This is a genomic window from Brevundimonas sp. FV1ps31S (assembly GCF_058681265.1).
Genome location: NZ_CM178735.1, coordinates 3,490,171 through 3,513,849 on the forward strand (window position 1 = coordinate 3,490,171; position 23,679 = coordinate 3,513,849).

Below are 23,679 nucleotides of genomic sequence, written 5' to 3' on the forward strand. Positions count from 1 at the left end.
CGATGACATCTGTCTGTCGGCGGCAGGGCGTCCCTTTCGTCGCTGGTTCAGCCTTTGCAGGGCCGAACTCCAAGCGGGCGATCGACGCCCCAAATTGAAACGGATCGATTGATGTTCCTCGAAGGCGAGGTCGACTGGACGCTGGTCTTTGGCGTCATGGCCGTTGTGGGCAATCTGGTCGCGGCCGTCGCCATCTGGTTCGCCGTCGCCCATCGCGTGCGCCACGCCAGCGCGACGGACCAGCTGGACCTGGTTCAGAAGGTGGCCGAATCCTCGGATCGGCGGCTGTTCGAGACGATGAACGCCGTGCCCGTGGCCATGGTCGAGACCGACAGCGCCGGCAAGTTCGTCTTCGCCAACCGCGCGGCGCACCAGCTGCTGGGCCGCCGCGACGCCGAACTGCTGGGGCTGCGCTTCCACTCGGCGACCTGGGGCATCACCTTTCCCGACGGCAAGCCCATCCCCGCCGACCTGCTGCCCAGCGCGCGCGCCCTGCGCGGCCAGACCGTCCGCGGCTTCCAGCACCTGATGATGAACGCCGCGACCCGCAAGAAGATGCTGGTGTCGGTGACCGCCATGCCGATCGAGAATGACCGGGGTCAGATCACCGGCTCCATCGCCGCCATTGTCGAGACCGACGTCCTGACCACCCCGGCGATCGAGCCCGCTCCGCCGCCGCCGCCCCCTCTGACCCGCCCAAGCCTGGCCGATCGGGTCTTCGACGCCGCCTCCAGCGCCCTGGTCGTGGTCGATCCCGACGGCCGCATCCGCCAGGCCAACCGCACCGCCCTGATCATGCTGGGCCGGGGGGAAGGGGTGACCGGATCCGATTTCGCCGACCTGTTCCTGCCCCTCGACCGGCGCAGCGAAGGCCGCCAGGCTTTGCGCGCGGCGATCACCTTGACCGAAGGCGCCGATGACCAGGGCGGGATGATCGAGACCGTGGACGCGGACGGCGCGGCCATCCGCTGGACCCTGCTGCCGCTGACCGACGAGATGGACCGCATCGACGCCGTCCTGCTGGCCGGCGCCGCGGCGCCCGAAAGCCTCCCCGTCGAGGCGTTAGCCGAGACGCCCGTCGAGACGCCCGTCGAGACGACGCCCGAACCGGCCGAGGCGGACCCGAGCGAGACGACGGCGGAGAACGCGCCCGACCCTGTCGCCGAAGCCCTTCAGGCGGCCAAGGCCGACTTCGCCCGTCGCGAAAGCGAGATCCTGGCCGCCCACGACCGCGCCTTGCAGGACATGCTGGCAGAGGCGGCCCGCAACCAACTCGAGGCGCGCAACGAACTCGAGGCCGAGCGCCGCATGGCCCATGTCGGCCGGCTGACCGGCGGCGTGACCCAGGATTTCAACGCCCTTCTGGGGGTCATGACCTCGGCCCTGGACATGATGCTGCGCCATGCCGACGAGCCGGAACGGGTCCGCCGTCTGGGCCAGGCCGCCCTGGCCGCGGGTCAGCGCGGCGAACGCCTGACGCGCCGCCTCAGCGCCTTTTCCCAGGACGAGGATCGCTTCAATCTGCAGCGACTCGACGCCGGGGTCCTTCTGGCCGGACTGGAGACCAAGCTGCGCCTGCTGTCGGGATCCGGCATCGACCTGATGATCGAAACCCCCGGCCGGCCCGCCTTCGCCCGCATCGATCCCTCCGCCTTCGAAGCGGCGGTCCTGGCCCTGGCCCGAAATGCGGTCGAAGCCTCGAACGGCGCCGGCTCGGTCGCCGTCCGCCTGGAAATCCAGCCGGATCAGCAGCTGAAGCTGAGCGTGCGGGACTCCGGTCCCGGCATGGACGTCGACACCCTGCGTCGCGCGCAGGAACCCTTCTTCACCACCCGCCCGGACGCCGCCGGCCTGGGTCTTTCGCAGGTCTTCGCCTTCGCGCGCCAGTCCTCCGGCGTCCTGTCCATCGACAGCACGCCGGGCGAGGGCGCTGAGGTCTCTGTCACCCTGCCCGCCGAAACCGACACTCAGCCGGTCGATCCCGCCGACCTGCCCGAGGACGCGGCGGCCGAAAACGCGTCCTGACGGCTTCATCCCCCTGCAAAGGTCGATTCCGCGTCCCCATATGCCACCCGGCGGTTGACCCCTGCGGGGTCGGCGCTAGTGTCCGCCCGCCTGCCCCCGCGCGCCAGAAGACCAGAGGATATCATGGCCGAAGCCCCCGCTCCCTACGACGTCGTCATCATCGGCGGGGGCCCCGGCGGCTATAACGCCGCGATCCGCGCCGGCCAGCTGGGCCTGAAGGTCGCCTGCGTCGAGATGCGCGCCACCCTGGGCGGCACCTGCCTGAACGTCGGCTGCATGCCGTCCAAGGCTCTGCTCCACGCCTCGGAAATGTGGAACGCCGCCAACAGCGAATTCGCCAAGATCGGCATCGAGGTCCAACCCAAGCTGAACCTGGACCAGATGCACAAGGCCAAGGACGACAGCGTCACCGCCCTGACCAAGGGGATCGAGTTCCTGTTCAAGAAGAACAAGGCCGACTGGATCAAGGGTCGCGGCAAGATCGTTGGAAAAGGCAAGGTCGAGGTGACCGCCGCCGACGGTTCGGTCCAGACCCTGGACGCCAAGAATATCGTCATCGCCACCGGCTCGGAGCCCACCCCCCTGCCGGGCGTCGCCTTCGAGGACGGCAAGGTGATCGATTCCACCGGCGCCCTGTCCCTGCCGGCGGTGCCGAAGAAGCTGATCGTCATCGGCGCCGGCATCATCGGCCTGGAGCTGGGTTCGGTCTGGCGCCGTCTGGGCGCCGAGGTGACGGTGGTCGAATTCCTGGACCGGATCACCCCCGGCATGGACAACGAGGTCGCCACCGCCTTCCAGCGCACCCTGACCAAACAGGGCATGACGTTCAAACTGGGCGCCAAGGTCACGGCCGCCAAGTCGGTCAAGGACGGGGTCGAGCTGACGGTCGAGCCGTCGGCCGGCGGCGCCGCCGAAACCATCAAGGGCGACGTCGTCCTGGTCGCCATCGGCCGCCGTCCCTATACGGACGGCCTGGGTCTGGAGAGCGTCGGCGTCACGCCGGACAAGCGCGGCTTCATCGACCACGACCACTTCAAGGTCGCCGGCCAAGTCAACGAGGGCGGCGTCTGGGTGATCGGCGACGTGACCCATGGCCCGATGCTGGCGCACAAGGCGGAAGAAGACGCGGTGGCCGTGATCGACACCATCGCCGGCAAATACGGCCACGTCGACTACGCCCTGGTCCCCAGCGTGGTCTACACCTTCCCCGAAGTGGCCTGGGTCGGTCAGACCGAGGAGCAGCTGAAGGCCGCCGGCGTCGCCTACAAGAAGGGCAAATTCCCCTTCACCGCCAACAGCCGCGCCAAGATCAACCATGAGACCGACGGCTTCGCCAAGGTGCTGGCCGACGCCGCCACCGACAAGGTTCTGGGCGTCCACATCATGGGCCCCCAGGCCGGCGAAATGATCCACGAGGCCGCCATCACCATGAGCTTCGGCGGCGCCTCGGAAGACATCGCCCGCACCTGCCACGCCCACCCAACCCGGTCCGAAGCCGTCCGTCAGGCGGCCATGGATGTCGAAGGCTGGATGATGCAGGCCTGATCCACCGCGCCCTGACCGGCGTCTGATATGAAAAGGCCCGCTCGGCGATCGCCGAGCGGGCCTTTTTTGATCTTGTCCGGCTTGGGCTCAGGCGGCCCAGACGGTCCGGTCGTCCTGCGAATAACTGTCCGCGCCGGTCTCGCCGATGCGGAAGCGCGACACCAGTTCGGCCAGTTTTTCCGCCTCCTGGCTCAGAGCCTGGTTGGCGGCGGTGGTCTGTTCGACCATGGCGGCGTTCTGCTGGGTCGTCTGGTCCATCTGGTTCACCGCCGTATTGATCTCGGCCAGGCCCACGGCCTGTTCCTTGGCCGAGGCGGCGATTTCGCTCGCCAGCTGGTTGATTTCGGCGACCTGGGTGATCAGGGCGGTCAGGGCGCCGCCGGTCTGGGACACCAGCCGGGCGCCTTCGCCGACGCTGGCGCTGGAGGCGGCGATCAGGGTCTTGATCTCGCGCGCGGCCTCGGCCGACCGCTGGGCCAGAGCGCGGACTTCCGAGGCCACGACGGCGAACCCGCGACCGGCCTCGCCCGCGCGCGCCGCCTCGACGCCGGCGTTCAGGGCCAGCAGATTGGTCTGGAAGGCGATCTCGTCGATCACGCCGATGATTTCGCTGATCCGGCCCGACGTCGCCTCGATCTCGCCCATGGCGGCGGTGGTGTCGGCGATGATCCGTTCGCGCGTTCCGGCCCCGCCGCGCGCCTGGGCGGTGATCTCGGCGGCGGATTGTGCGCCCTCGGCCGTCCTGCGGACGGTGACGGTGATCTGATCCAGGGCGGCGGCGGTCTGTTCCAGGGCGGCGGCCTGGCGTTCGGTGCGGCGCGACAGGTCGTCGGTGGCGCCGGACACCTCCGTGGTTCCCGCCCGCATGGCGCCGACCAGCTCGATGATGTCGCCCATGGTTTCCGCCAGTGTGTCGGCGGCGGCGTTATAGTCTTCTTTCAGCTTGCGGCTGCGTTCGGCGAAGGTGGCGGTGATGCGGTGGCTCAGATCGCCGCGCGCCAGGGCCGCCAGGCCGTCGCCCAGAGCCTCGACCACCACAGCGTCCTCTTCGGCCAGACGCTCGCGCTCAGCCTCGCCGGCGGCGCGGGTGGCGCGGGCGGTTTCGCGCATGGCCTCGGCTTCGCTCTCGGTCTCCTTCTGACGCACGGCGGCGTCGCGGAAGGCGATGACAGCCCGCGCGATCTGGCCGATGTCGTCGCCGCGCGAGACCCAGGGCGCGTCGAAATCGGTTCGCCCCTGACGCAGGGCCTCCATCCGCTCGCACAGTGCTTTCAGCGGCGAGAACATCCGGCGCGAGGCGATCAGACAGCCGCCCACCATCAGCAGGGTGACGACGACGCCGCAGATCAGCAGGCCGACCATCATATGGTTCACCGAGGCCATGAAGTCGGCCTTGGGAATCCCGACATACAGCACGCCTATGGTCTGGCCGGCGGCGTTCTTGATCGGATCGTAGGCGACGAAATAGGGCTTGCCCAGGATGTCCGCCTGGCCGCGATAGGGCTGGCCGGACTTCAGCACGGCGTCATAGACGGGGCCGGGCTTGAGCTTGGTGCCGACGGCGCGCGACCCGTCGTCCTTCACGACATTGGTCGTGACTCGCAAGTCGTTCATGAAGACCGTCGCCGTGCCCCCGACCAGGGCCTTGATCCGGTCCACCGGCTCGACGAAGTCGTTCATCGGCGTGGACCCGACATAGAGTTTGCCGTCACGCGCCGAAAACCCGTCGCCGTAATCGGCCAGCACGTCCCAGGCGACGCGCATATTGGCTTCCTGACGTTCGGCGGCGCTGGCCTCTGCATCGCGGGTCAGAAGCACCACAGCCACCGCCAGCAGGGTCACGGTCAAGGCGGCCAAGGCCGCGATCACCATGAAGGCGATTTTGGCCGAGAGGGAAAGCGCGCTGGGTTTCATCGCCGTATCCAGTGGAGGCTTGGAGTCTTCAGTCAAGCTTCTGTGACAGGAGTAAGGTTAAGAAGTTTCCCCACCGTAAGTATTATCTCTCATTTCAGTGTGAGCATTCCCTTGAGCCTGTAGAGGGCCTCCAGCGCCTCGCGCGGGGTCAGGGCGTCAGGGTCCACAGCCCCAAGCGCCGTCTCGACCGGCGAGGGGGCAAAGACCGGGGCCGGTTCCGCCAGGGCGAAAAGAGGCAGGTCGTCGAGACGGGCGGTGGCCGCCTTCTCGCCTTCCAGCCGTTCGAGAACGGATCTTGCGCGCGCCACCACGGCCCCCGGCACGCCTGCCAGTTTCGCCACCTGCACCCCATAGGACCGGTCGGCCGCCCCCGGCGCCGCCTCGTGCAGGAAGACCAGGTCGCCGTTCCACTCCTTGGCCACCATGGACAGGTTGCAGACATGGTCCAGCCGCGCCTCCAGCTGGGCCAGCTCGTGATAGTGGGTCGCGAACAGGGTGCGCGCCCGGTTGGTCTCGTGCAGGGCCTCGGCCGTGGCCCAGGCGATGGCCAGGCCGTCATAGGTCGCCGTGCCGCGTCCGATCTCGTCCAGGACCACGAAGCTGCGCGGCGTGGCCTGGGTCAGGATGGCGGCGGTCTCGACCATTTCCATCATGAAGGTGGAGCGGCCCCTCGCCAGGTCGTCGCCGGCGCCGACCCGGCTGAACAGCCGGTCGACCACGCCCAGCCGCATAGACCGCGCGGGCACGAAGGCCCCGGCCTGGGCCAGGATCACCAGAAGCGCGTTCTGGCGCAGGAAGGTCGACTTACCCGCCATGTTCGGGCCGGTGACGATGGCCAGGCGCGCGCAATCCGATCCGGAGCCGTCCAGGCGCGCGTTGTTGGGGGTATAGGGATCGCCCGCCGCCTTGACCGCCGCCTCGACCACCGGATGCCGCCCGGCCTCAACGCAGAAGGCCAGACTGTCGTCCACCACCGGCCGGGTCGCCCCGACCTCCTGCGCCCATTCCGCCAGGGCCGCGTGGGCGTCGAGCTCGGCCAGGGCCTCGGCGACCGCCTGCAGCGGCTGGGCCAGACGGGCGACCTCGCGGCGCCAGGTCTCGAAGGTCTCAGCCTCAATCGCCAGGGCGCGATGGCCGGCCTGGCTGATCTTGGCGTCCAGCTCCGACAGTTCGACCGTGGTGAACCGCACCTGGCTGGCCAGGGTCTGGCGGTGGATGAAGGGGCTGTCCGGCCCGGCCCGCAGCAGGCCTTCCGCCGCCTTGGCCGAGGTTTCCAGGAAATAGCCCAGGACGGCGTTGTGCTTGACCTTGAAGGCCACGCCGGACTCGGCGATGGCGCGCGCCTCCAGGTCGGCCACCACCCGACGGCTGTCGTCTCGCAGGGTGCGGGCGGCGTCCAGTTCGGGGCGATAGTCGGGCCGCACGAAGCCGCCGTCGCGCGCCAGATGCGACGGCTCGTCCACCAGGCCCTCGGCGAGGTCCACCATCAGCCGCGACACGTCCGGCGACAGGCTCAGCCGATCCAAAGCCAGGGCGATGCGGCGGGGCTGACCCGTGATCGGATCCACCTGGCCAATGAACAGGCCGGCGATCCCCTCGGCGATCGACAGGCCCACGCGCACCGCCGCCAGGTCGCGCGGTCCCCCGCGCCCCAGCGCCAGCCGCCCGACCGCCCGCGCCACGTCCGACGAGGCCTTCAGCCCGTCGCGCAGATCGCGCCGCAGATCGCGCCGCTCCAGCAGCCATTCGACCGCGTCGAGTTGTTCATTGATCGCCAGCGGATCGCGCAACGGCCGGGCGATCCGCTCCGCCAGGGCCCGCGCCCCGCCGGAGGTGACGGTCCGGTCGATACAGGCCAGCAGCGAGCCTTCGCGCTCGCCCCGCTGCGTCCGGTCGATCTCCAGACTGGTCCGGGTGGCGGGGTCAATGGCCAGGAAGCCGCTCTCGCCCAGCCGGCGCGGCGGGGCCAGGGCCGGGACCTTGCCGGCCTGGGTCGTCTCCAGATAGGCGGCGATCAGACCGAGCGCCGAAATCTCCGCCTCTTCAAAGGCGCCGAAACCGTCAAGCGCCGCAACGCCGTACAGCCGCTCGACCCGCGCCTGGGCCGCCTGGGGCTCGGCGATAGCGCTGGCCAGGGCCTGAACCACGCCGCCGGACCCGTCCAGGGCGTCCCGCGTCGTCGGGTCCGAATACATCCGGTCCGTGACCAGAACCTCGGACGGCCGAAACGCGGCCAGGGCCGCGCCCAGGTCTTCCAGCGCACAGGCCACGCTGTCCACGGCGCCCGACGACAGCTCCACCACCGCCACGGCCGCCCGGCCCTTGCGCACCGCGACCGCCGCCAGCCGGTTGGCGCCGCGCGCGTCCAGCAGACTGTCCTCGGTCAGGGTGCCGGGCGTCACCACCCGCACCACGCCGCGATGGACCACGGCCTTGCCGCCGCGCTTCTTGGCCTCGGCCGGGTCTTCCAGTTGTTCGCAGATGGCGACCTTGTGGCCCAGGCGGATCAGCCGGGCCAGATAGCCTTCCATGGCGTGAACCGGCACGCCGGCCATGGGGATGTCCTCGCCCTGGTGCTTGCCCCGCTTGGTCAGGGTGATGCCCAGGGCCGCCGCCGCCACCTCGGCGTCCGTGAAGAACAGCTCGTAGAAATCGCCCATGCGGAAGAACAGGATGGCGTCCGGCTGGCCGGCCTTGGCCGTCAGATACTGGGTCATGAAGGGCGTCGCGCCCTCCAGCGAGGCGGCGATTTCAGGCGGGTGAGGGAGGGGCGCGTTCATGTGCCGTCAGGGTGACGGATCGCGACCGACCGCTCAAGCCCGTTAACCGGCTCTTGCACAGGCTTGTCGCCCCTGCGATAGGCCGCGTCAGGCGGTTAAGGGAACACGGTGAGACACCGTGGCTGTGCCCGCAACTGTAGGCGGCGAGAGCGTCGTCCGTCCGGGGTTCTTCACCCCGGCGCCACTGGGAAACTGGGAAGGCGAGGACGGCGGTTTATGACCCGCAAGCCAGGAAACCTGGCCGCCTAACGTCGCTCGTCCGCTGTCCGGGACCAGACAGAGGCGCGGGGACTTCTCGTCGCAGCGACCCGATCTTGCGCCGTCCGGACCGTTCAGGCCCGGCGGATCGGCTCGCTCATACGGTCTCTCGCGCGCATTCGCGGGGCCGAAACGGGGATCTCGCTCAATGAAGCGTTCCATTCTTCTGTCTACGGCGGCTCTTTCTGCAACGATCGGCGCCGCCGCCTTCGCCGCACCGGCCCGGGCGGCCGATGACGCCGCCCCGCTGGACGAGGTGGTCGTCACCGCCACCCGCATCCCGGCCATCGTCGAAGACACGCCCGGCGCCCGCGTCATCGACGGCGCGACCATCGAACAGCGGGGCGCCGTCTTCGCCGCCGACATCCTGGCCGACGTGCCCGGCCTGTCGGTGACCCGCACCGGCGCGTTCGGCGGCGTGGCCCAGGTCCGCATGCGCGGCGCCACGCCGGGCAAGACCCTGGTCCTGGTCGACGGCGCCCCCGTCAATGACGCGGCCGAGCCCAATGGCGCCTATGATTTCTCCAGTTTCGAACTGGCGGACATCGCGCGGATCGAAGTGCTCAGCGGCCCGCAGTCGTCGCTGTGGGGCTCCGACGCCATCGGCGGCGTGATTTCCTTCACCACCCGCGAGATCGAAGGCCTCCGCGCCGAGGCCGAGGCCGGCAGTTTCGACACCGTGCGCGGCCGTCTGTCGGCGGGCTTGGCCAATGAGACCTATGCCTTCAGCGCCTATGTCTCGCGCTTCCAGACCGACGGGATTTCGGCGGCGGACGAGGCGGACGGCAACCCCGAGGCCGACGGATTCCGCAGCACCACCCTGGGCGGCAAGGGCCGCTACGCCTTCTCCGACACGGTCAGGATCGACGGCTCGGTGCGCTGGAACGAGAGCCACGCCGACCTGGACGGCTTCCCTGCGCCCGACTACGCCCTGGCCGACACCGACGACACCCAGGACAGCGAACAGTGGTCCGGCTTCGCCCGGCTGAGCGCCGTCGCCCTGGGCCTGAACCATCAGTTCAGCGTCTCGGCCTCGGACATCGACCGCACCTCCTACAGCGGCGGTTTCGGCTCGACCTTCACCGGCGACCGCCAGGCCTATCGCTGGCAGGCGGACGGCGAGACCCGGGACGTGACCTACGCCTTCGGCGTCGAACGCAACGAGGCCTCGGCGGCGCTGTCGTCGGGCCTGTCGCGCGACCTGGCCATCACCTCGGTGTTCGGCGTGGCCCAGTACGATGTCGGGCCGCTGAACCTGACCGGCGGCCTGCGCTACGACGACACCGACGATTTCGGCTCGGAGACGACGGGCCGCATCTCGGCGGCCTATGATCTGGCCGGCGGCTTCATCCTGTCGGGGGCCTATGGCACGGGCTTCAAGGCGCCGACCGTCAGCCAGGCGGTCTGCGACTACTGCTATGCCCCCCTGCCCTGGGCCGAGCTGAGGCCGGAGACGGCCGACAGCGTCGAGGTCGCCCTGGGCTGGGGCTCGGCCGACGGGCGGTTCGACGGGCGGGCGACCCTGTATCGCCTGAATGTGGAAGACCAGATCACCTATACGGCCGGCGAGTATATCAATGTCGCCCGGACCCGTTCGGACGGGTTCGAGCTGGAAGGCCACGCCCTGCTGGGCGCCGGCTTCGACCTGACCCTGGCGTATGCCTGGACCGACGCCGAGGACCGCTCGACGGGCCTGCGCCTGCTGCGCGTGCCCGAACATGCGGGATCGGCGACCCTGGGCTGGACCGGCGATCGGCTGTCCGGCGCCCTGACGGTGCGGGCGGAAGGCGACCAGGACGACGCCGGCGGCTTCTCGACCGTGGCCCGCGACGGCTTCGTCACCGCCAACCTGAACGCGGCCTATCAGCTGACGGACCAGGTCGCCGTGACGGCCCGGGTCGAGAACCTGGCCGACGAGCGGTATCAGCAGGTGCTGGGCTACGGCGAGCCGGGCCGGTCGGCCTATGTCGGGGTCAGGCTGCGCTACTGATCCGCTGACGGGCGTCGGCGGTGAAGGCCGCCGGCGCCTCCAGCGCCAGTTCTGACCAGTTCAGGGCGGGACAGGGCGCATGGGCGGCCGCCAGAATGGCGCGCATCTCCGCCGCCGAGGCGACGCTGGTCACCACGCGATCGACCGACGCCAGCGAAAAGGCGTAACCCAGGGCCGCCTGCATCGGATCGCAGCGCCGCTCGGCCAGACGCCGGCGGGTCCGCGACAGGGCCTGGGCATGGTCGGCCAGATGCGACGGCAGATCGTCGCCGCCGGCGAACAACAGCCCCCCGGCGAAGACCGAGGCCAGATGCACCTCGGCCCCGGCGGACTTGATTTCGTCCAGCACGCCCTCGGCGGCCGCGCGTTGATCCAGCAGATTGCAGGGGATCTGGACCACGTCGGCCTCGAGCCGTCGCGCCAGAAGCGCCGGGCCGTCCTCGATGGCGGCGCAGAAGCCGATGCTGCGAAACAGGCCGCGGGCCTTCAGGGACTGGAGACGGTCCCACAGGGCGCGCCCCTCGGCCCCGGCCAGATCGGCGGCGTTGTCGACCAGCAGGGCCTCGCCGCGCGGCAGGCCCAGACGTTCCAGCGACCGGCGCGCCCGCGCCTCGACCCGGTCCAGCCCCTCGCTCAGGGCCACGGTCCGGACCGTCACGCGGAACGGCGAAGGAAAGGGCCAGGCCTGACCCAGAAGACGTTCGCCATCGCCGCCGGGCCTGGTCGCGATCATCCGGACCCCGGCCTCGGCTCCGGTCTGCAACAGGAAACGCATCGCCTCCTCGCGCGCGCCGGACGGGGCGGACATGAAGGAATTTGCGGCGCGCCGGGGCTCGGTCGCCACGGCCAGGGCCAGGCGGTCTACGGGCGAGGGCGCCGAGGGGCGGGCGGGCGATTGCGTCACCGGTCAAGAATGACGCGCAATACTTAAGGGATATTGAGCGAGACGTTACGCGAGTCTTACTTATCCACCGCCGGTTTTCGGATCAGGCGTCGGCGTCGGGCTGGCGATCCGGGTGGGCCGCCTGAAAGGCCGGATGGTCCAGGGCCCGGTCCTCGACGTTCAGCAGACGCGGCCAAGCGGCCAGATCCATGTTGAACCGCCGCGCCGAATAGAGTTGCGGGATCAGGTAGCAGTCGACCATCCCGGGCCGGTCGCCGAAGCTCCAGCCCGCGCCGTGGCGCGCCACCTGGGCCTCCAGGGCGTCGAACCCCGGCGCGATCCAGCGTGCGGCCCAGGCGTCGACGGCCTGCTGGTCCGCCTGGAAATCCGCGCGCAGGGATTTCAGCACCCGAAGATTGTTCAGCGGATGGATGTCGCAACCGATCAGGGCCGCCATCGCCCGCGCATGGGCCCGGTCGGTCGGATCGGCCGGCAGCAGGGCCGGCTCGGGCCGGGTCTCCTCCAGCCACTCCAGGATGGCCGGGCTCTGGGTGATGACCCGGTCGCCGTCCTGCAGGGCCGGAACCATGCCCTGGGGGTTCAGGGCCAGATAGTCGGCGGCCTTCTGGGCGTTCTGGCGCAGGTCGTGCGCCGCGGTCTCGTACGCCGCCCCCTTCAGGCCCAGGGCGATGCGGACGCGATAGCTGGCGCCGGAACGCCAGTAGCCGTGCAGGATCATCAGACCATCTCGAACGACAGGGGCGCCAGGCCGTCGATCGTCACCACCACCTTGTCGCCGCGAACCAGCGGGCCGACGCCCGACGGCGTGCCGGTGAAGATCAGGTCGCCGGCCTCGAGCGTCCACAGCCTGCCCGCCGCCTCGACGATCCGGTCGGGGTTCAGGATCATGTCGTCCAGGGCGCTGGACTGTTTCGTCTCGCCGTTGACCGTCAGGGCGATGACCCCGGCCGGCGCCGGCAGCGCGCCCAGAGTCAGGGCGCCGCAGGGCGCCGACTGGTCGAACCCCTTGGCCGCGTCCCATGGCCGGCCGGCCGCCTTGGCCTCGGCCTGGAGATCGCGCCGGGTCAGGTCGCAGCCGGCCGCCCAGCCGACGATCCGCCCGCCTTCGCCGATGGCCGCCACCAGTTCGGCCTCGAAATGCAGGTTCGACGTCGCCGACGGATAGGCCGGGTTCGCGCCGTCCGAGACCAGGGCGTCGCCCGGCTTGGAAAAGAAGAACGGCGTCTGCCTGTCCGGATCCCCGCCCATCTCGCGCGCATGGGCGGCGTAGTTCTGGCCGACACACAGGATGCGACGGACCGGGAAACGCTGGTCGCCGCCCGTGATCGGCAGGGTCGGAACAGGGCGGGGGGCGAACAACATCGAGGTCATGGACCCAATCTAATGCGACGAACCGCGCCTGACGAGGGCCGGGCGTCACGCAGGCGTCGGGAACTTCGCCCCCGGTGTGGCGTTCGCAAACGGGGTCCCCTATTCTATAGCCAAGCTTGAAACCGGAGCGCGCATCATGGCCACCACCAAGGCTCGAGAAGACATCAAGGCCGATCTGAAGACCCTCAAGGAGGATCTGAAGACCGGCGCCCGCGAAGAAACCCAACGTCTGCGCGAAAAGGCCGGCGAGGCCGAAGCCAAACTTCGCGCCAAGAGCGAAGAGGTGCGCGATCAGGCGCGCGGCTATTACGACACGGCGCGGGTTCACGGCCGCGAATATTACGACGAGGCCGCCGAACGCCTGGACGAGGCCCAGCGCTATATCGTCGAGCGCGTGCAGGAGCGTCCGCTGCAATCGACCGCCGTCGCCCTCGGGGTCGGCGTGGTCCTGGGTCTGCTGCTCGCCGGCCGCCGTCGCTGATGTTCAAGGGCATAGTCAAACGCATCGTATCGGCCTGTGTCGTCGCCGCGAGCGTGTTTCTGGCCGTGATCTTCCTGGGCCTGACCGTCTTCTACGCGCTCAGCCTGGTCATGACTCCGCTGGGCGCGGCGGCCATCACCTTCGGCCTGTCGGCCCTGGTCGCCCTGGTCGTCGCCCTCGTCTTCCTGCGGGGCGAGGGTCATGACGACGAGGACGAGGACGAGGAGCCCGAGGGCCTGGTCGGCAAGATCGTGCACATCATCCGCGAACGTCCGATCATCGGCGCGGTCGGCGGCCTCGGCGCGGCCTTCCTGCTGCTGCGCAACCCGGCGCTGGCGGCCATTGTGGCCAGTATGGTCGCGGAGCGGAAGATGGAGGCCGGCGGCTATCGCAAACGGCGTCGCCGCTGACGGATTTCCCGGAGCGTCACGGAACGCACCGGGACCGGGAACGTTGATCATCCGACGGGACGAACGGCTGCAAGGCCGCCGTCGGAAACATCAACGCAGGAGACTAAACCCATGATTCGCTGGGCAATTATCTTCCTGGTCGTGGCCTTGATCGCAGCCGTTCTCGGCTTCGGCGGCATCGCGAACTTCTCGTTCGAGATCGCCAAATTCATCGCCGTGGTCGCCATTATCCTGTTCGTCATCGCCCTCGTGGCCGGCGGACTGCGTGGACGCGGCGCGCCCCGACTTTAGGGCGGTCGCATCGAAGATCAGGAAAGGGCCGGAACCTCTGTTCCGGCCCTTTTTCGTGGCCGAAGGCGACCGGCTCAGAGGGCCGCCTTCTCCAGGGCGCCGGGCTGGTTCGGGCGAGGGGCGGTGGCCGCCGCCCGCGTGTCTTGCCGGCGCGGCAGCCGCCAGACCTGATGCGAACTATATTCCCGCCCGTCCCAGGCCAGGGCCGTGACCGTGATGGTCCGCGCGTCCCAGTCCACCTGGTTGAACCCGGGGGGCGAGCCCCGTTCGCGGTGCGACAGGGTTCCGCAGCCGACCGCATAGGAACAACGGTCCGCCAGGTCGATCGGCAGGGCGAAGGGCACATGGACATGGCCGGTCATGATCAGGTCCACCCCGGCCTCGGCGAAGATCAGCGCCGCCGCCTCGCCGCGTTTGACATCGCCGGTCATCGGCGTGCCGATCATCTCGACCAGGGGATGGTGGCAGGCCAGGATCCTGAGGGCGCCGATCGGCGCCTGACGCAGGGCCTCGGCGGCGCGCCGCGTCTGATCCAGGTCGATGACGCCCTTGGACCAGTTCGGCCGCGCCTGCCAGCCGCGGGCGGTGACGACGCCGCGCACCATCACCTTGTCGTTGCAGAATTGTCCGTCGTGGGCCGGAAAGCCGGTGGCGGTCTCGAACGCCTTCCAGGGCTGGAAGACGCGCGCAAAGGCGTCCCAATAGGGAACATCGTGATTGCCGACGATGACGAACCGGGGCTCGGGCATGGCCCGCATCCATTCGCCGGCGGCTCTGAACTCGGCCGGAAACCCCTTCTGGGTGATGTCGCCCGTGATCAGGACCAGGTCGTTGGGCGTGGCGTGGGCGTAGTCCAGCGCCGCCGCGACGGCGTCCTTGTGCTCGCACCCGAAATGAACGTCCGAAAACTGGAGGATACGCCCCATTACAGGCTGTCCTCGGCCGCGGGCGGTCGGGGCGCCAGCGCCCTGAAGGCCTTGGGCACGAACCTCACCCGGGCTTCCGAGGCCAGCAGGATCGGCTCGCCGTCGATGACCGCCGGAATCTTCGAGCGGGCGCGCACATCGATCCGCCTGGCCGGGCGGGTGGACACCGCCGGATCATGACGCCAGTCGCTGAACAGGGCCGTGGCCGCCAGTCGGAAGGCCTGGGCCGCGTCCGACGGATCCATCGCCGCCGCCTCCAGGCCGTCGGGCTCCTCCATCGCCTTGGAGATCATCGGACTGATCAGGACCAGGGCCTCGGCCCGGCGCCGGTCTCCGCCGTCCAGGCTGAACCTCAGCCGGCCGGTGAAGGCGCGTTTCAGGGCGCGCCGGCCATAGGCCCAGGCCAGTTTCAGCTTGCCCGCCCGCATGGCTTCGCGCGCCGGGGCCCACAGGGCCGGCGATCCCAGGATCGCGGCGCAGTAGAAATATTCGCCGCCGACCTCGCCGCCGGACACGATCTGGGGCTCGCCCTCCTCGAGGGCGCGGCGCAGGGCCAATTTCCAGTCGCCCGTGCCGTACAGGGCCTTGGGCAGCATGTTCATCGTGCCGCCGGGCAGGGGGGCGATCATCGCCCTGTCAGGCCGCGCCTTGGAGGCGACCGATCGCGCCGTTCCGTCGCCGGCCAGGACAAAGACGACATCCGGCGCAGCGGCGAAGGCCTCGGCGATGGCGGCGTCGAAATTACCGCCCTCCAACACCAGGATCTGGGTGTCCAACTCATATTCGGCCAGAATGGCGGCGGCTTCCTCGACCGCGCGCGGGCCCACGCCGCCGGACAGGGGATTGACCAGCATCACTCCGCGTTTCAGCGCCGTATGCGGCGTCAGGATGCGCGCGGCCGCGTCGCGCGGCTGGTCGGCGCCGGCTTCGGGTTCTGAACTCAGGGTGTCGGTCATGCCCGCCGAACGTACCGGAGGCCCGCCCGTTCCCGAAGCGTGACTATTGTTTCAGTTCGTCGCGGGCTGCGGCGGCCCCGGCTTCCAGGGCGTCGCCGGCCTTGCTCGCCGCCTGACCGGTCTTGTCCGCCGCGACATCGGCGGCCTCGGGCGCTCGGCCGACCAGCTTCTGCGCCCCTGTCCATCCGGCGGCGATCCAGCCGTCCATCATCCGGCCGGCGCTCTCGACCGACCGTTCCTTGATCGACAGGACCAGGGTCAAGGCGCCGATCAGCGCCAACAGGGTCACCAGCACATTGACCAGAGGCGCGGCCGACGCCTTGCGCTTCTTGTTTCGCGCCCAGATCGGGCCTTCGGCGCCGACCGCAGCGCGCATCGTCTCTGAAAAACGCATGTCTTCCCCCCACACATTATACGCGGGCCGGGCCCGCATTAACCATCTTAGCTGCTCCGACAGAACAGGGATAGATGTGGGAACCGCAACGCTAAGCCAGCGTTATCACGCACGGGGCGAACCCAGGACAGAGGATTTCACCATGAACAAGGCCATCATCGCGATCGCCGGCGCCGGACTGCTGGCCTCGGCCTGCGCCAGCGACCCTTACGGCAACTCGAACCAGACGGTTCGCCAGGGCGCCATCGGCGCCGGCCTCGGCGCCGTCGCCGGCGCCGTCATCGGCAACAATGTCGGCGGCGGCAACGCCGCCACCGGCGCCCTGATCGGCGGCGCCCTCGGCGGCGCAGCCGGCGCGATCCGGGGTTCGAACCAGGACCGCAATAACCAGCAGCGCTACCGCGACAGCCAGGGTCGTTACTACTATTGCTACGACAACCGCCAGGACGAGTGCTACTGGGATAACGGTCAGCGTCGGTACTGACCGGACTGCGCATCGGGCCTAGGCTTGGGCGCTACAGTGTGAGTTTTGGAAGGGCGGTTCGTGAGGCGGGCCGCCCTTTTCGTGTTCAGGACAACGGGAGACGGGCATGGGATATCGGGCGATTTTGGCGCTGACTGCTGTCGTGGCGGTCGGGGCGGTGGGGGCGTGTGCGACGCCGATGCGGCGCGACGCGGTGGTGACGGGCGAGTCGATGTGCGCCCCGGTGCGGTTCGACATCTATTTCCGCGAGAATGAGGCGCGGCTGACCGATGCGGCGGGCCAGGCGATCGAGGCGGCGGCCGGGGTGCTGCGGCCCTGCGCGGTGCGGCGGGTCCAGGTGCTGGGCCTGGCGGACGCGACCGGCGCCAGCGAGGCGAACCTGAGCCTGTCGCAGCGACGCGCCCGCACCGTGGCCCAGGCCCTGACCGCCGCAGGCCTTCCCGCCCCTGTGTTCGAGGTGGCGGCCGCCGGCGACGCGGGCGCGACCACCGAGGACGGCGCGGACGAACCGATGCGCCGACGCGCCGAGGTGGTCGTCGACGCCCGGCCTCGCTGATCCGGACGTCCGCCCCCAGGGCTGACACGAAACGCTGACAGGGGCGGCCGCAAGGCCTAGAAGCGAGGCCATGCGCCCGATCGCCCCGATGCCCGTCTTCATGACCGCCCTTCTGTTCGCCCTCGGCCTGTCGGTCCTGACGGTCGCGTCTCCGGTCAAGGCCCAGCCGGTCAGCCGGCCCGCCCAGAGCGCCACGGCGACTGGTCCGCAGAGGAGCGAGACCCTCGAGGCCGAACTGGTCCCGCTGACGCGCTGGGCCGCCCCCGGCTCGACGATGGTGGTGGGCGTACGCCAGACCATCGCGCCCGGCTGGCATACCTATTGGCGCAATCCGGGCGATTCCGGCGGGCCGACGACGCTCGACTGGCGCCTGCCGCCGGGGGTCGAGGCCGGCGAGATCGTCTGGCCCCTGCCGACCCGCCAGCGGCTGATGAGCCTGGTCAACTACGGCTATTCGGGCGAGGTCTATCTGCCCGTGCCGATCGAGATCCCGGCCTCGGCCCGGCCCGGGACCACCCTGCCCCTGATCGCCGACGCCCTGTTCCTGGTGTGCAGCGACCAGATGTGCGTGCCGGTGCAGATGAGCCTGAGGCTGGACCTGCCGATCCGCGAGGGCGCGCCGCCGCTGGACCCGGATCACGGCCGGGCGCTCCAGGCCGTGCTCGAGGCCGCGCCCCGCCCCGCCGGGATCGAGGCCCGCGCCGCGCTCGAGAACGGCGTCCTGGCCCTGTCGGCGACGGGCGGACCGCTGGCGGAGATCATGGCTGGAAAGCCGGGCGTGACCCAGGCCTATTTCTATCCCTACGACGGCGGCGTGATCGACCATGCGGCGGCCCAGTCGGGCCAGGCCGGCCCCCGGGGGCTGAGCCTGACCCTGACCCCCGGCGCCGGTCTGAAGGCCCAGGGCCTGACCCGGCCGGTGTCCGGCGTCCTGGCCACCGACGCCGGCGCCTGGGAGATCACGGCCCGGCCCGGTCCCCCCCTGCCCGGAACGGCCGGCGGCGCGGCCCTCAGCGGCGAGGTCGTCCCCCCCGCCGAAGGGGCCGGCGCGGGCCTGATCCTGCAGTCGATCCTGTTCGCCTTCATCGGCGGCCTGATCCTGAACCTGATGCCCTGCGTCTTCCCCATACTGGCGATGAAGGCCGCCGCCCTGGCCGCCTCGGCCCATCAGGCCGGCGAGGCGCGGCGCGACGGCCTGCTGTTCCTGGCCGGGGTCCTGTCCAGCTTCCTGGTCCTGGCGGGGGTGCTGCTGATCCTGCGCGCGGGCGGCGAGGCCATAGGCTGGGGCTTCCAGCTTCAGTCGCCGGCGGTGATCGCGGGCCTGGCCCTGCTGATGCTGGGCGTCGGCCTGAACCTGTCGGGCGTCTTCCACGTCGGGGCGGGGCTGCAGGGGGCCGGCGCCGGTCCCCTGTCGCGGCTGCCCGGCGGCGTCGGGGCCTTCTTCACCGGGGTGCTGGCCGTGGTCGTCGCCGCCCCCTGCACCGCCCCCTTCATGGCCGCCGCCCTCGGCGCGGCCCTGCTGGCGCCCTGGCCGGCGGCCCTGGCGATCTTCCTGATGCTGGGCCTGGGCCTGGCCCTGCCCTATGTGGCGATCAGCCTGTCGCCCGGCCTGTTGCGGCGCTTCCCCCGGCCGGGGCCGTGGATGGAGCGGCTGAAGGCCCTGCTGGCCTTCCCCATGTACGGCGCGGCCCTGTGGCTGGTCTGGGTCTTTTCGCGCCAGACGGGGCCCGAGGCCCTGGCCCTGGTCCTGGCTGCGGGCCTGATGCTGGCCTTCGGCCTGTGGCTGTCCGGCGTGAACCAAGCGCGCCGGGCCGAGGGCGGGACCGCCGTGGTCAGCGCCGTCGCCGCCACCCTGGCCCTGGTCTTCGCCATCGGTTTCACCGGTCTCGCCGCCACCCAGCCACGTTCAACGTCGGCGGCCGAGCCCGGCCCCCTCGCCGCCGCCCCCTGGTCGGTCGAGACCGTTCGCGCCGCCCAGGCCGCCGGCCGTCCCGTCCTGGTGAATTTCACCGCCGACTGGTGCGTCACCTGCAAGATCAACGAGCGGGCGGCCCTGTCCTCGCCCCGCGTCGCAGAGGCCCTGAAGGCGTCGAACACCCTCTATCTGGTCGGCGACTGGACCCGCCGCGACGACGCCATCAGCCGCGAACTGGAGCGTCACGGCCGCTCGGGCGTGCCCCTTTATCTGTTCTATCCCGCAGGCGGCGGCGAGCCCCGCATCCTGCCGCAACTGTTGACCGAGGGAGTGGTGGTCGAAGCGCTGACGGGACGGTGAAGACGCGGCGAGCGTCGGATGCGCCGGCTCAGTGGCGGATGACCAGCGTCCGTTGAATCTCGACCGCCTCCAGGCGGTCGATCCCCTTCAGCACCACGCTCCAGGACTGGCCGTCCGGCGGCGTGCTGTCAAAATGGACCTCGGCCTCGGGCCAGCGGTCGTCGACGACCGGCTGCATCTTTCGAACCCGCACCCGGCCCTCGCTCGGCTCCTCATGGTAGACGGTGTTCTTCAGCCGAACGCCCAGCAGCCGGTCCAGCGGCAGGTCGGCCAGGGCGCGGCGCGGATCGGCGCAATCTTCCGGCTTGTCCGAACGACACGACAGCGCGAACCCCAGTTCGTCGCGGCCGGCGGCCCGCGCCATCGCCCGCGTCAGCCGGTCGAGCATCCGCAGGGTGGGTTCAAGCTCGCGCTCCGGGGCGCCGATCCAGCCGCCCTCGGACAGACACCCCGCGTCTGAGGCGCGGTTCGGATAGGTCGGGGCGTAGAAGACGACGGTCTGAAAGGGCGTCAGCGCCAGCGGCGTGTCGTCGGCCGCCTCCTCGCCCACGCGCGGCGCCCCGGCCGAGCCGACGTGGGAGGTGCGGCGGCACAGGCCGTCCGAATGGACGCTCGGGCGCTCGTCGAAGCGGATGAAATAGCTCTGACCGGGAACCCACTGTCGCCCAACCAGGCCGCCCTCGATCCGCGCCGCCGTCTCCGGCGGCAGGATCCGCTGCGCCAGGGCGACCGGCTCGGCCCCGCGCACCGCGCCGAGCGGAACGGTCGCGGGTTCAACCATTGACGCGGCCATTGATGCGGCAACGGCGATCAGGGTCGCAGGACCAGTCATGGGGACTCCGGAAACGGTTTTCCCCAGCCTGCACCCGCGCCGTCGCCCCCGCAACCCACGGGAGTCGGGGTTTCGCCCCTAGACTTCCGGCTGCGGCGGGGCGGTGATGACCTCGACGTTGTCGTTCAGCAGATAGGACAGGTCCGACAGGGCTTCGGCGCGTTCGGCGGGCGTGGCCGCGGCCTGGACCGCCTCGACCTTTTTCGGCATGTCCTCGGAAATGCCGCGCAGGATGCATTTCAGGTCCCCGTCCGTGCCGCGTTCCTTCAGGATCAGATGGCCCTGCAGGTCCAGGGCCGCCAGCTGTTCGGCCTGGGCCTTGAAGCCGGCGAAGGCCTGACTGGTGAAGAAGCCGGCGTCGTCGACGGCCCTGGCCGCCGCCCAGCCGTCGACCATCGCCTTCAGCCTCCCGGACCGGGCCACGATGTCGGCGAACAGGGGCTCGGCCGCCACGGAGACGGGGGCGCCGGCCGCCGCAGGGGGCTGATCGGCCGCCAGGGCCACGGCGGGATTGGACAGGGTCAGGGCGATCGTGAGAGCAAGGCCGCAGGACATGGGGTGACTTCCTGTTTCAGCGTCGGCTAGGACGTTGAACCGGCATACGCCCGACCCGTAAACGAGTGTTTACCTTCCTTCACTCCCCAGACTTCTCCTCCCGAGGACGACCGATGACCCGCAACGACGCCTGGACCGCCTTCGACGCCGCCGCAGAAACGGCCGGCAAGACCCGTATCGTGGACCAGTTCGCCGCCGATCCCGGCCGTCTGGCGCGGATGTCGGTCGAGGCGGCGGGCCTGTATCTGGACCTGTCGAAACAGAGCTGGACCCACGCCGCCTTCGAGGCCTGCCTTGATCTGGCCCGCGCCAGCGACGTCGAAGGCCGCCGCGCTGCCCTGTTCGCCGGCGAGGCCGTCAATCTGACCGAGGGCCGGGCCGTGCTGCACCCCGCCCTGCGCGCCCCCGCCGGCGCCGACTTCAAGGCCCTGGGCGAGCCGGTCTCGGCCGAGGTGGACGCCGTGCGGGCGGACATGAAGACCTATGCCGACGCCGTGCGCTCGGGCGCAGAGGCGGGGGCTACAGGCAAAAAGTTCGAGGCCATCGTCCACGTCGGCATCGGCGGGTCGGACCTGGGGCCGCGCGTGGTCTGGGACGCCTTGCGCCCTCTGGACCCCGCCATCGACCTGCGCTTCGTCGCCAATATCGACCCGCGCGACATGGCCGAGGCCCTGACCGGCCTGGATCCTGAAACCACCCTGGTCGTGGTCGTGTCCAAGACCTTCACCACCCAGGAAACCCTGGCCAACGCCGAGGCGGCCAAGGCCTGGCTGGCCGCGTCCCTGCCGGCCGAAGGGATGACGAAACACTTCATCGGGGTGACGGCGGCGCCGGAAAAGGCGGCCCAGTTCGGCTGCGGCCGCACCTTCGCCTTCCGGGACTGGGTCGGCGGCCGCTATTCGCTGTGGTCGGCGGTCAGCCTGTCGTGCGGCATCGCCCTGGGCTGGGACGCGTTCGAAGCCATGCTGGCGGGCGCCGCCGCCATGGATCACCATTTCGTGTCGGCTCCGCTGGAGCAGAACGCCCCGATCCTTCTGGGCCTGGCCCAGGTGTTCAACGTCGACGGTTTGAACCGGCCCGCCCGCACCGTCGCCCCCTACGCCCACGCCCTGCGTCGCCTGCCGTCCTTCCTGCAACAGCTGGAGATGGAGTCGAACGGCAAGCGCGTGCATCGCGACGGAACCCCCGTCACGCGCCAGACCTGCCCCGTCGTCTTCGGCGAGCCCGGCACCAACGGCCAGCACGCCTTCTTCCAACAGATCCACCAGGGGCCGCAGATCGTCCCGGCCGAGTTCGTGATCGTGGCCAAGACCCATGCGGACGCGCCGGAATCTCCCCTCTGGTCCAACGCCCTGGCCCAGGGCCAGGCCCTGATGCTGGGCAAGACCACCGAGGCCGCCAAGGCGGAAGGCCTGGCCCAGGGCCTGTCGGAGGAAGAGGCGACCCGTCTGGCGCCCCACCGGACCTTCACCGGAAACCGCCCCTCGACCGCCATCCTGATGGACCGTCTGACGCCCGAGACCCTGGGCGCCCTGCTGGCCCTCTATGAGCACAAGACCTTCGTCGAGGGCGTGATCTGGGACATCAACAGCTTCGACCAGTGGGGCGTCGAACTGGGCAAGGTCCTGGCCAAGGCGATCCTGAAGGACGTGGCCGCCGGCGGACCGTCCGCCGATCTGGACCCCTCGACGGCCGGCCTGATGAGGCGTCTGTCTCAGTGAGCGTCGTCGCAGCAGCCTGGCAAAGGCTTGAGGGCGTGGCGCTGTTCGGCGCCGGCCTCGTCGCCTACGCCCATATGGACGCAGGCTGGATACTGTTCGCCGTCCTGTTTCTCGTTCCCGACGTCAGTTTCGCGGCCTATCTGGCGGGGCCGCGTTTCGGCGCCCTGGTCTATAATCTGGCGCACAGCCTGATCGGACCTCTCCTGCTGGGCGGCGTGGGGGTCGCAGCGTCCATTCCGTCAGCGACGTCCGTGGCGCTGATCTGGCTGGTCCATATCGGCCTGGACCGCGCCCTGGGATATGGTCTGAAATCGCCTGAAGCCTTTGGCGTGACTCATCTCGGCCTGATCGGACGCGCCCGTTCGCGACCCTGATCAAACCCGTTCCTCGCAGTCCGGCGTGGCGTCGATCGTCAGGACGCGCCGGGGCGCGCGTCTTCCGGCCGGCGGCGAGCGGTGCAGAACCACCGGAAACTCCGGCCAGGCCGCCCAGCCCGGCGCCGTGCCCTTGATGATGGCGATGTCGCCGGGGTGAAGGGTGCGGACCCGACGACGCGTGCCGGTCTTGCGCCCGTCCAGATCCTCGCCGATCTCGCCGGCGAAGGCCCATTCCGGCCCCGGCCCCTCATAGGCGACGATTAAGCGCACCGGAACGGCGTCCTGGTGGAAACGCGGGCAGGCGCGCCGGGTCACGGTCTCGCATCGCGCCCGCCAGGTCTCGCATCCGCTGATCGCCGCCACGATCTCCCCCAGTCCCTGAATATCCTGCAGCAACCACTCGGGCGCTGGACCCGATGGGGCGATCCAGCGCCCGTCGCAGTCGGCGGTGAAGTCGGCCGGAGGCGGGGTGTCGGGCGGCATGGGGCTGGGTCTCGACCAGATCGCCATCCGCACCTGCGGCTCGAACAGGGTGGTGAAGACCGTGGGCGCCTGCCCCTGGACGACTGAGCCGACCGCCATGGAAAACCTTGCTGACTATGCGTGTTATACTATAACGTAACTCTCATAGTCG

At 70.1% G+C, this 23,679-nt stretch carries 22 protein-coding genes and 1 riboswitch; of the genes, 11 read left to right on the forward strand and 11 right to left on the reverse strand.

Annotated elements, in window-relative coordinates:
- Positions 1 to 111 precede the first annotated feature (111 nt).
- Both ACVPT3_RS16750 and lpdA read left to right on the forward strand, forming a co-directional pair.
- The gene (locus ACVPT3_RS16750) at positions 112 to 2,025 is read left to right on the forward strand and encodes a PAS domain-containing sensor histidine kinase (protein ID WP_492041964.1); all 1,914 of its coding nucleotides are present in this window, start codon (positions 112 to 114) and stop codon (positions 2,023 to 2,025) included.
- Positions 2,026 to 2,148: 123 nt separating this feature from the next.
- Positions 2,149 to 3,570, forward strand: coding sequence for a dihydrolipoyl dehydrogenase (gene lpdA / locus ACVPT3_RS16755; RefSeq protein ID WP_492041965.1), 1,422 nt, complete (start codon positions 2,149 to 2,151; stop codon positions 3,568 to 3,570).
- Positions 3,571 to 3,657: 87 nt separating this feature from the next.
- Here the strand turns inward: lpdA and ACVPT3_RS16760 are convergent, their stop codons facing one another.
- Positions 3,658 to 5,484, reverse strand: a complete 1,827-nt coding sequence (locus ACVPT3_RS16760) for a methyl-accepting chemotaxis protein (protein ID WP_492041966.1) — start codon at positions 5,482 to 5,484, stop codon at positions 3,658 to 3,660.
- Positions 5,485 to 5,573: 89 nt separating this feature from the next.
- Positions 5,574 to 8,264: a DNA mismatch repair protein MutS gene (gene mutS, locus ACVPT3_RS16765; protein ID WP_492041967.1), complete on the reverse strand. Its 2,691-nt coding sequence runs from the start codon at positions 8,262 to 8,264 to the stop codon at positions 5,574 to 5,576.
- A gap of 75 nt (positions 8,265 to 8,339) precedes the next feature.
- Positions 8,340 to 8,524, forward strand: a riboswitch (cobalamin riboswitch).
- Positions 8,525 to 8,670: 146 nt separating this feature from the next.
- On the opposite strand from mutS, the gene ACVPT3_RS16770 reads away from it, so the two are divergent.
- Positions 8,671 to 10,512, forward strand: coding sequence for a TonB-dependent receptor plug domain-containing protein (locus tag ACVPT3_RS16770; protein ID WP_492041968.1), 1,842 nt, complete (start codon positions 8,671 to 8,673; stop codon positions 10,510 to 10,512).
- Here the strand turns inward: ACVPT3_RS16770 and ACVPT3_RS16775 are convergent.
- The 3 genes from ACVPT3_RS16775 to ACVPT3_RS16785 all read right to left on the reverse strand — a co-directional run bounded on the left by ACVPT3_RS16775 (position 10,496) and on the right by ACVPT3_RS16785 (position 12,787).
- A complete protein-coding gene (locus tag ACVPT3_RS16775) occupies positions 10,496 to 11,416 on the reverse strand; it encodes an aldo/keto reductase (protein WP_492041969.1) in 921 nt (306 codons plus the stop codon). The genes ACVPT3_RS16770 and ACVPT3_RS16775 overlap by 17 nt on opposite strands.
- Positions 11,417 to 11,498: 82 nt before the next feature.
- On the reverse strand, positions 11,499 to 12,134 hold the full coding sequence (gene maiA, locus ACVPT3_RS16780; protein ID WP_492041970.1) for a maleylacetoacetate isomerase: 636 nt from the start codon (positions 12,132 to 12,134) through the stop codon (positions 11,499 to 11,501).
- A complete protein-coding gene (locus tag ACVPT3_RS16785; protein ID WP_492041971.1) occupies positions 12,134 to 12,787 on the reverse strand; it encodes a fumarylacetoacetate hydrolase family protein in 654 nt (217 codons plus the stop codon). Before ACVPT3_RS16785 ends, maiA begins: the two co-directional genes overlap by 1 nt.
- 136 nt (positions 12,788 to 12,923) lie before the next feature.
- Here ACVPT3_RS16785 and ACVPT3_RS16790 point away from each other — a divergent pair, with 136 nt between their 5' ends.
- The 3 genes from ACVPT3_RS16790 to ACVPT3_RS16800 all read left to right on the forward strand — a co-directional run bounded on the left by ACVPT3_RS16790 (position 12,924) and on the right by ACVPT3_RS16800 (position 13,969).
- Positions 12,924 to 13,268: a glycine zipper domain-containing protein gene (locus ACVPT3_RS16790; protein WP_492041972.1), complete on the forward strand. Its 345-nt coding sequence runs from the start codon at positions 12,924 to 12,926 to the stop codon at positions 13,266 to 13,268.
- Entirely contained in the window at positions 13,268 to 13,678 is a 411-nt protein-coding gene (locus tag ACVPT3_RS16795) for a hypothetical protein (RefSeq protein WP_492041973.1), read from the forward strand. Before ACVPT3_RS16790 ends, ACVPT3_RS16795 begins: the two co-directional genes overlap by 1 nt.
- 111 nt (positions 13,679 to 13,789) lie before the next feature.
- A complete protein-coding gene (locus ACVPT3_RS16800; RefSeq protein WP_492041974.1) occupies positions 13,790 to 13,969 on the forward strand; it encodes a DUF1328 domain-containing protein in 180 nt (59 codons plus the stop codon).
- 74 nt (positions 13,970 to 14,043) lie between these two features.
- Here ACVPT3_RS16800 and ACVPT3_RS16805 read toward each other — a convergent pair whose 3' ends face one another.
- The 3 genes from ACVPT3_RS16805 to ACVPT3_RS16815 are packed head-to-tail and all read right to left on the reverse strand — an operon-like array spanning position 14,044 to position 16,245.
- Entirely contained in the window at positions 14,044 to 14,895 is an 852-nt protein-coding gene (locus ACVPT3_RS16805; RefSeq protein WP_492041975.1) for a metallophosphoesterase family protein, read from the reverse strand.
- Complete coding sequence (locus ACVPT3_RS16810; protein ID WP_492041976.1) at positions 14,895 to 15,851, reverse strand: diacylglycerol/lipid kinase family protein; 957 nt, start codon at positions 15,849 to 15,851, stop codon at positions 14,895 to 14,897. The genes ACVPT3_RS16805 and ACVPT3_RS16810 overlap by 1 nt, the downstream gene beginning before the upstream one ends.
- A gap of 43 nt (positions 15,852 to 15,894) precedes the next feature.
- Positions 15,895 to 16,245: a hypothetical protein gene (locus tag ACVPT3_RS16815; RefSeq protein ID WP_492041977.1), complete on the reverse strand. Its 351-nt coding sequence runs from the start codon at positions 16,243 to 16,245 to the stop codon at positions 15,895 to 15,897.
- Between the two features lie 142 nt (positions 16,246 to 16,387).
- Here ACVPT3_RS16815 and ACVPT3_RS16820 point away from each other — a divergent pair, with 142 nt between their 5' ends.
- The 3 genes from ACVPT3_RS16820 (at position 16,388) to ACVPT3_RS16830 (ending at position 19,560) form a co-directional block, all read left to right on the forward strand.
- Positions 16,388 to 16,729 (forward strand): YMGG-like glycine zipper-containing protein, encoded by a 342-nt coding sequence (locus ACVPT3_RS16820; RefSeq protein WP_492041978.1) that lies wholly within the window; start codon positions 16,388 to 16,390, stop codon positions 16,727 to 16,729.
- A 106-nt stretch (positions 16,730 to 16,835) separates the two neighbouring features.
- Positions 16,836 to 17,285, forward strand: a complete 450-nt coding sequence (locus ACVPT3_RS16825; RefSeq protein ID WP_492041979.1) for an OmpA family protein — start codon at positions 16,836 to 16,838, stop codon at positions 17,283 to 17,285.
- A gap of 70 nt (positions 17,286 to 17,355) precedes the next feature.
- Positions 17,356 to 19,560 (forward strand): protein-disulfide reductase DsbD family protein, encoded by a 2,205-nt coding sequence (locus ACVPT3_RS16830; protein ID WP_492041980.1) that lies wholly within the window; start codon positions 17,356 to 17,358, stop codon positions 19,558 to 19,560.
- Positions 19,561 to 19,588: 28 nt separating this feature from the next.
- Here the strand turns inward: ACVPT3_RS16830 and ACVPT3_RS16835 are convergent, their stop codons facing one another.
- Together ACVPT3_RS16835 and ACVPT3_RS16840 are read right to left on the reverse strand one after the other, a co-directional pair.
- Entirely contained in the window at positions 19,589 to 20,341 is a 753-nt protein-coding gene (locus tag ACVPT3_RS16835; protein WP_492041981.1) for a hypothetical protein, read from the reverse strand.
- 129 nt (positions 20,342 to 20,470) lie between these two features.
- Positions 20,471 to 20,947, reverse strand: a complete 477-nt coding sequence (locus tag ACVPT3_RS16840) for a hypothetical protein (RefSeq protein ID WP_492041982.1) — start codon at positions 20,945 to 20,947, stop codon at positions 20,471 to 20,473.
- A gap of 113 nt (positions 20,948 to 21,060) precedes the next feature.
- On the opposite strand from ACVPT3_RS16840, the gene pgi reads away from it, so the two are divergent.
- Positions 21,061 to 22,668: a glucose-6-phosphate isomerase gene (pgi, locus tag ACVPT3_RS16845; protein WP_492041983.1), complete on the forward strand. Its 1,608-nt coding sequence runs from the start codon at positions 21,061 to 21,063 to the stop codon at positions 22,666 to 22,668.
- A complete protein-coding gene (locus tag ACVPT3_RS16850) occupies positions 22,665 to 23,042 on the forward strand; it encodes a DUF4260 domain-containing protein (protein WP_492041984.1) in 378 nt (125 codons plus the stop codon). Before pgi ends, ACVPT3_RS16850 begins: the two co-directional genes overlap by 4 nt.
- On the opposite strand, the gene ACVPT3_RS16855 is transcribed toward ACVPT3_RS16850, so the two are convergent.
- Positions 23,043 to 23,627 (reverse strand): DUF1826 domain-containing protein, encoded by a 585-nt coding sequence (locus tag ACVPT3_RS16855; RefSeq protein ID WP_492041985.1) that lies wholly within the window; start codon positions 23,625 to 23,627, stop codon positions 23,043 to 23,045.
- Between the last annotated feature and the right edge of the window lie 52 nt (positions 23,628 to 23,679).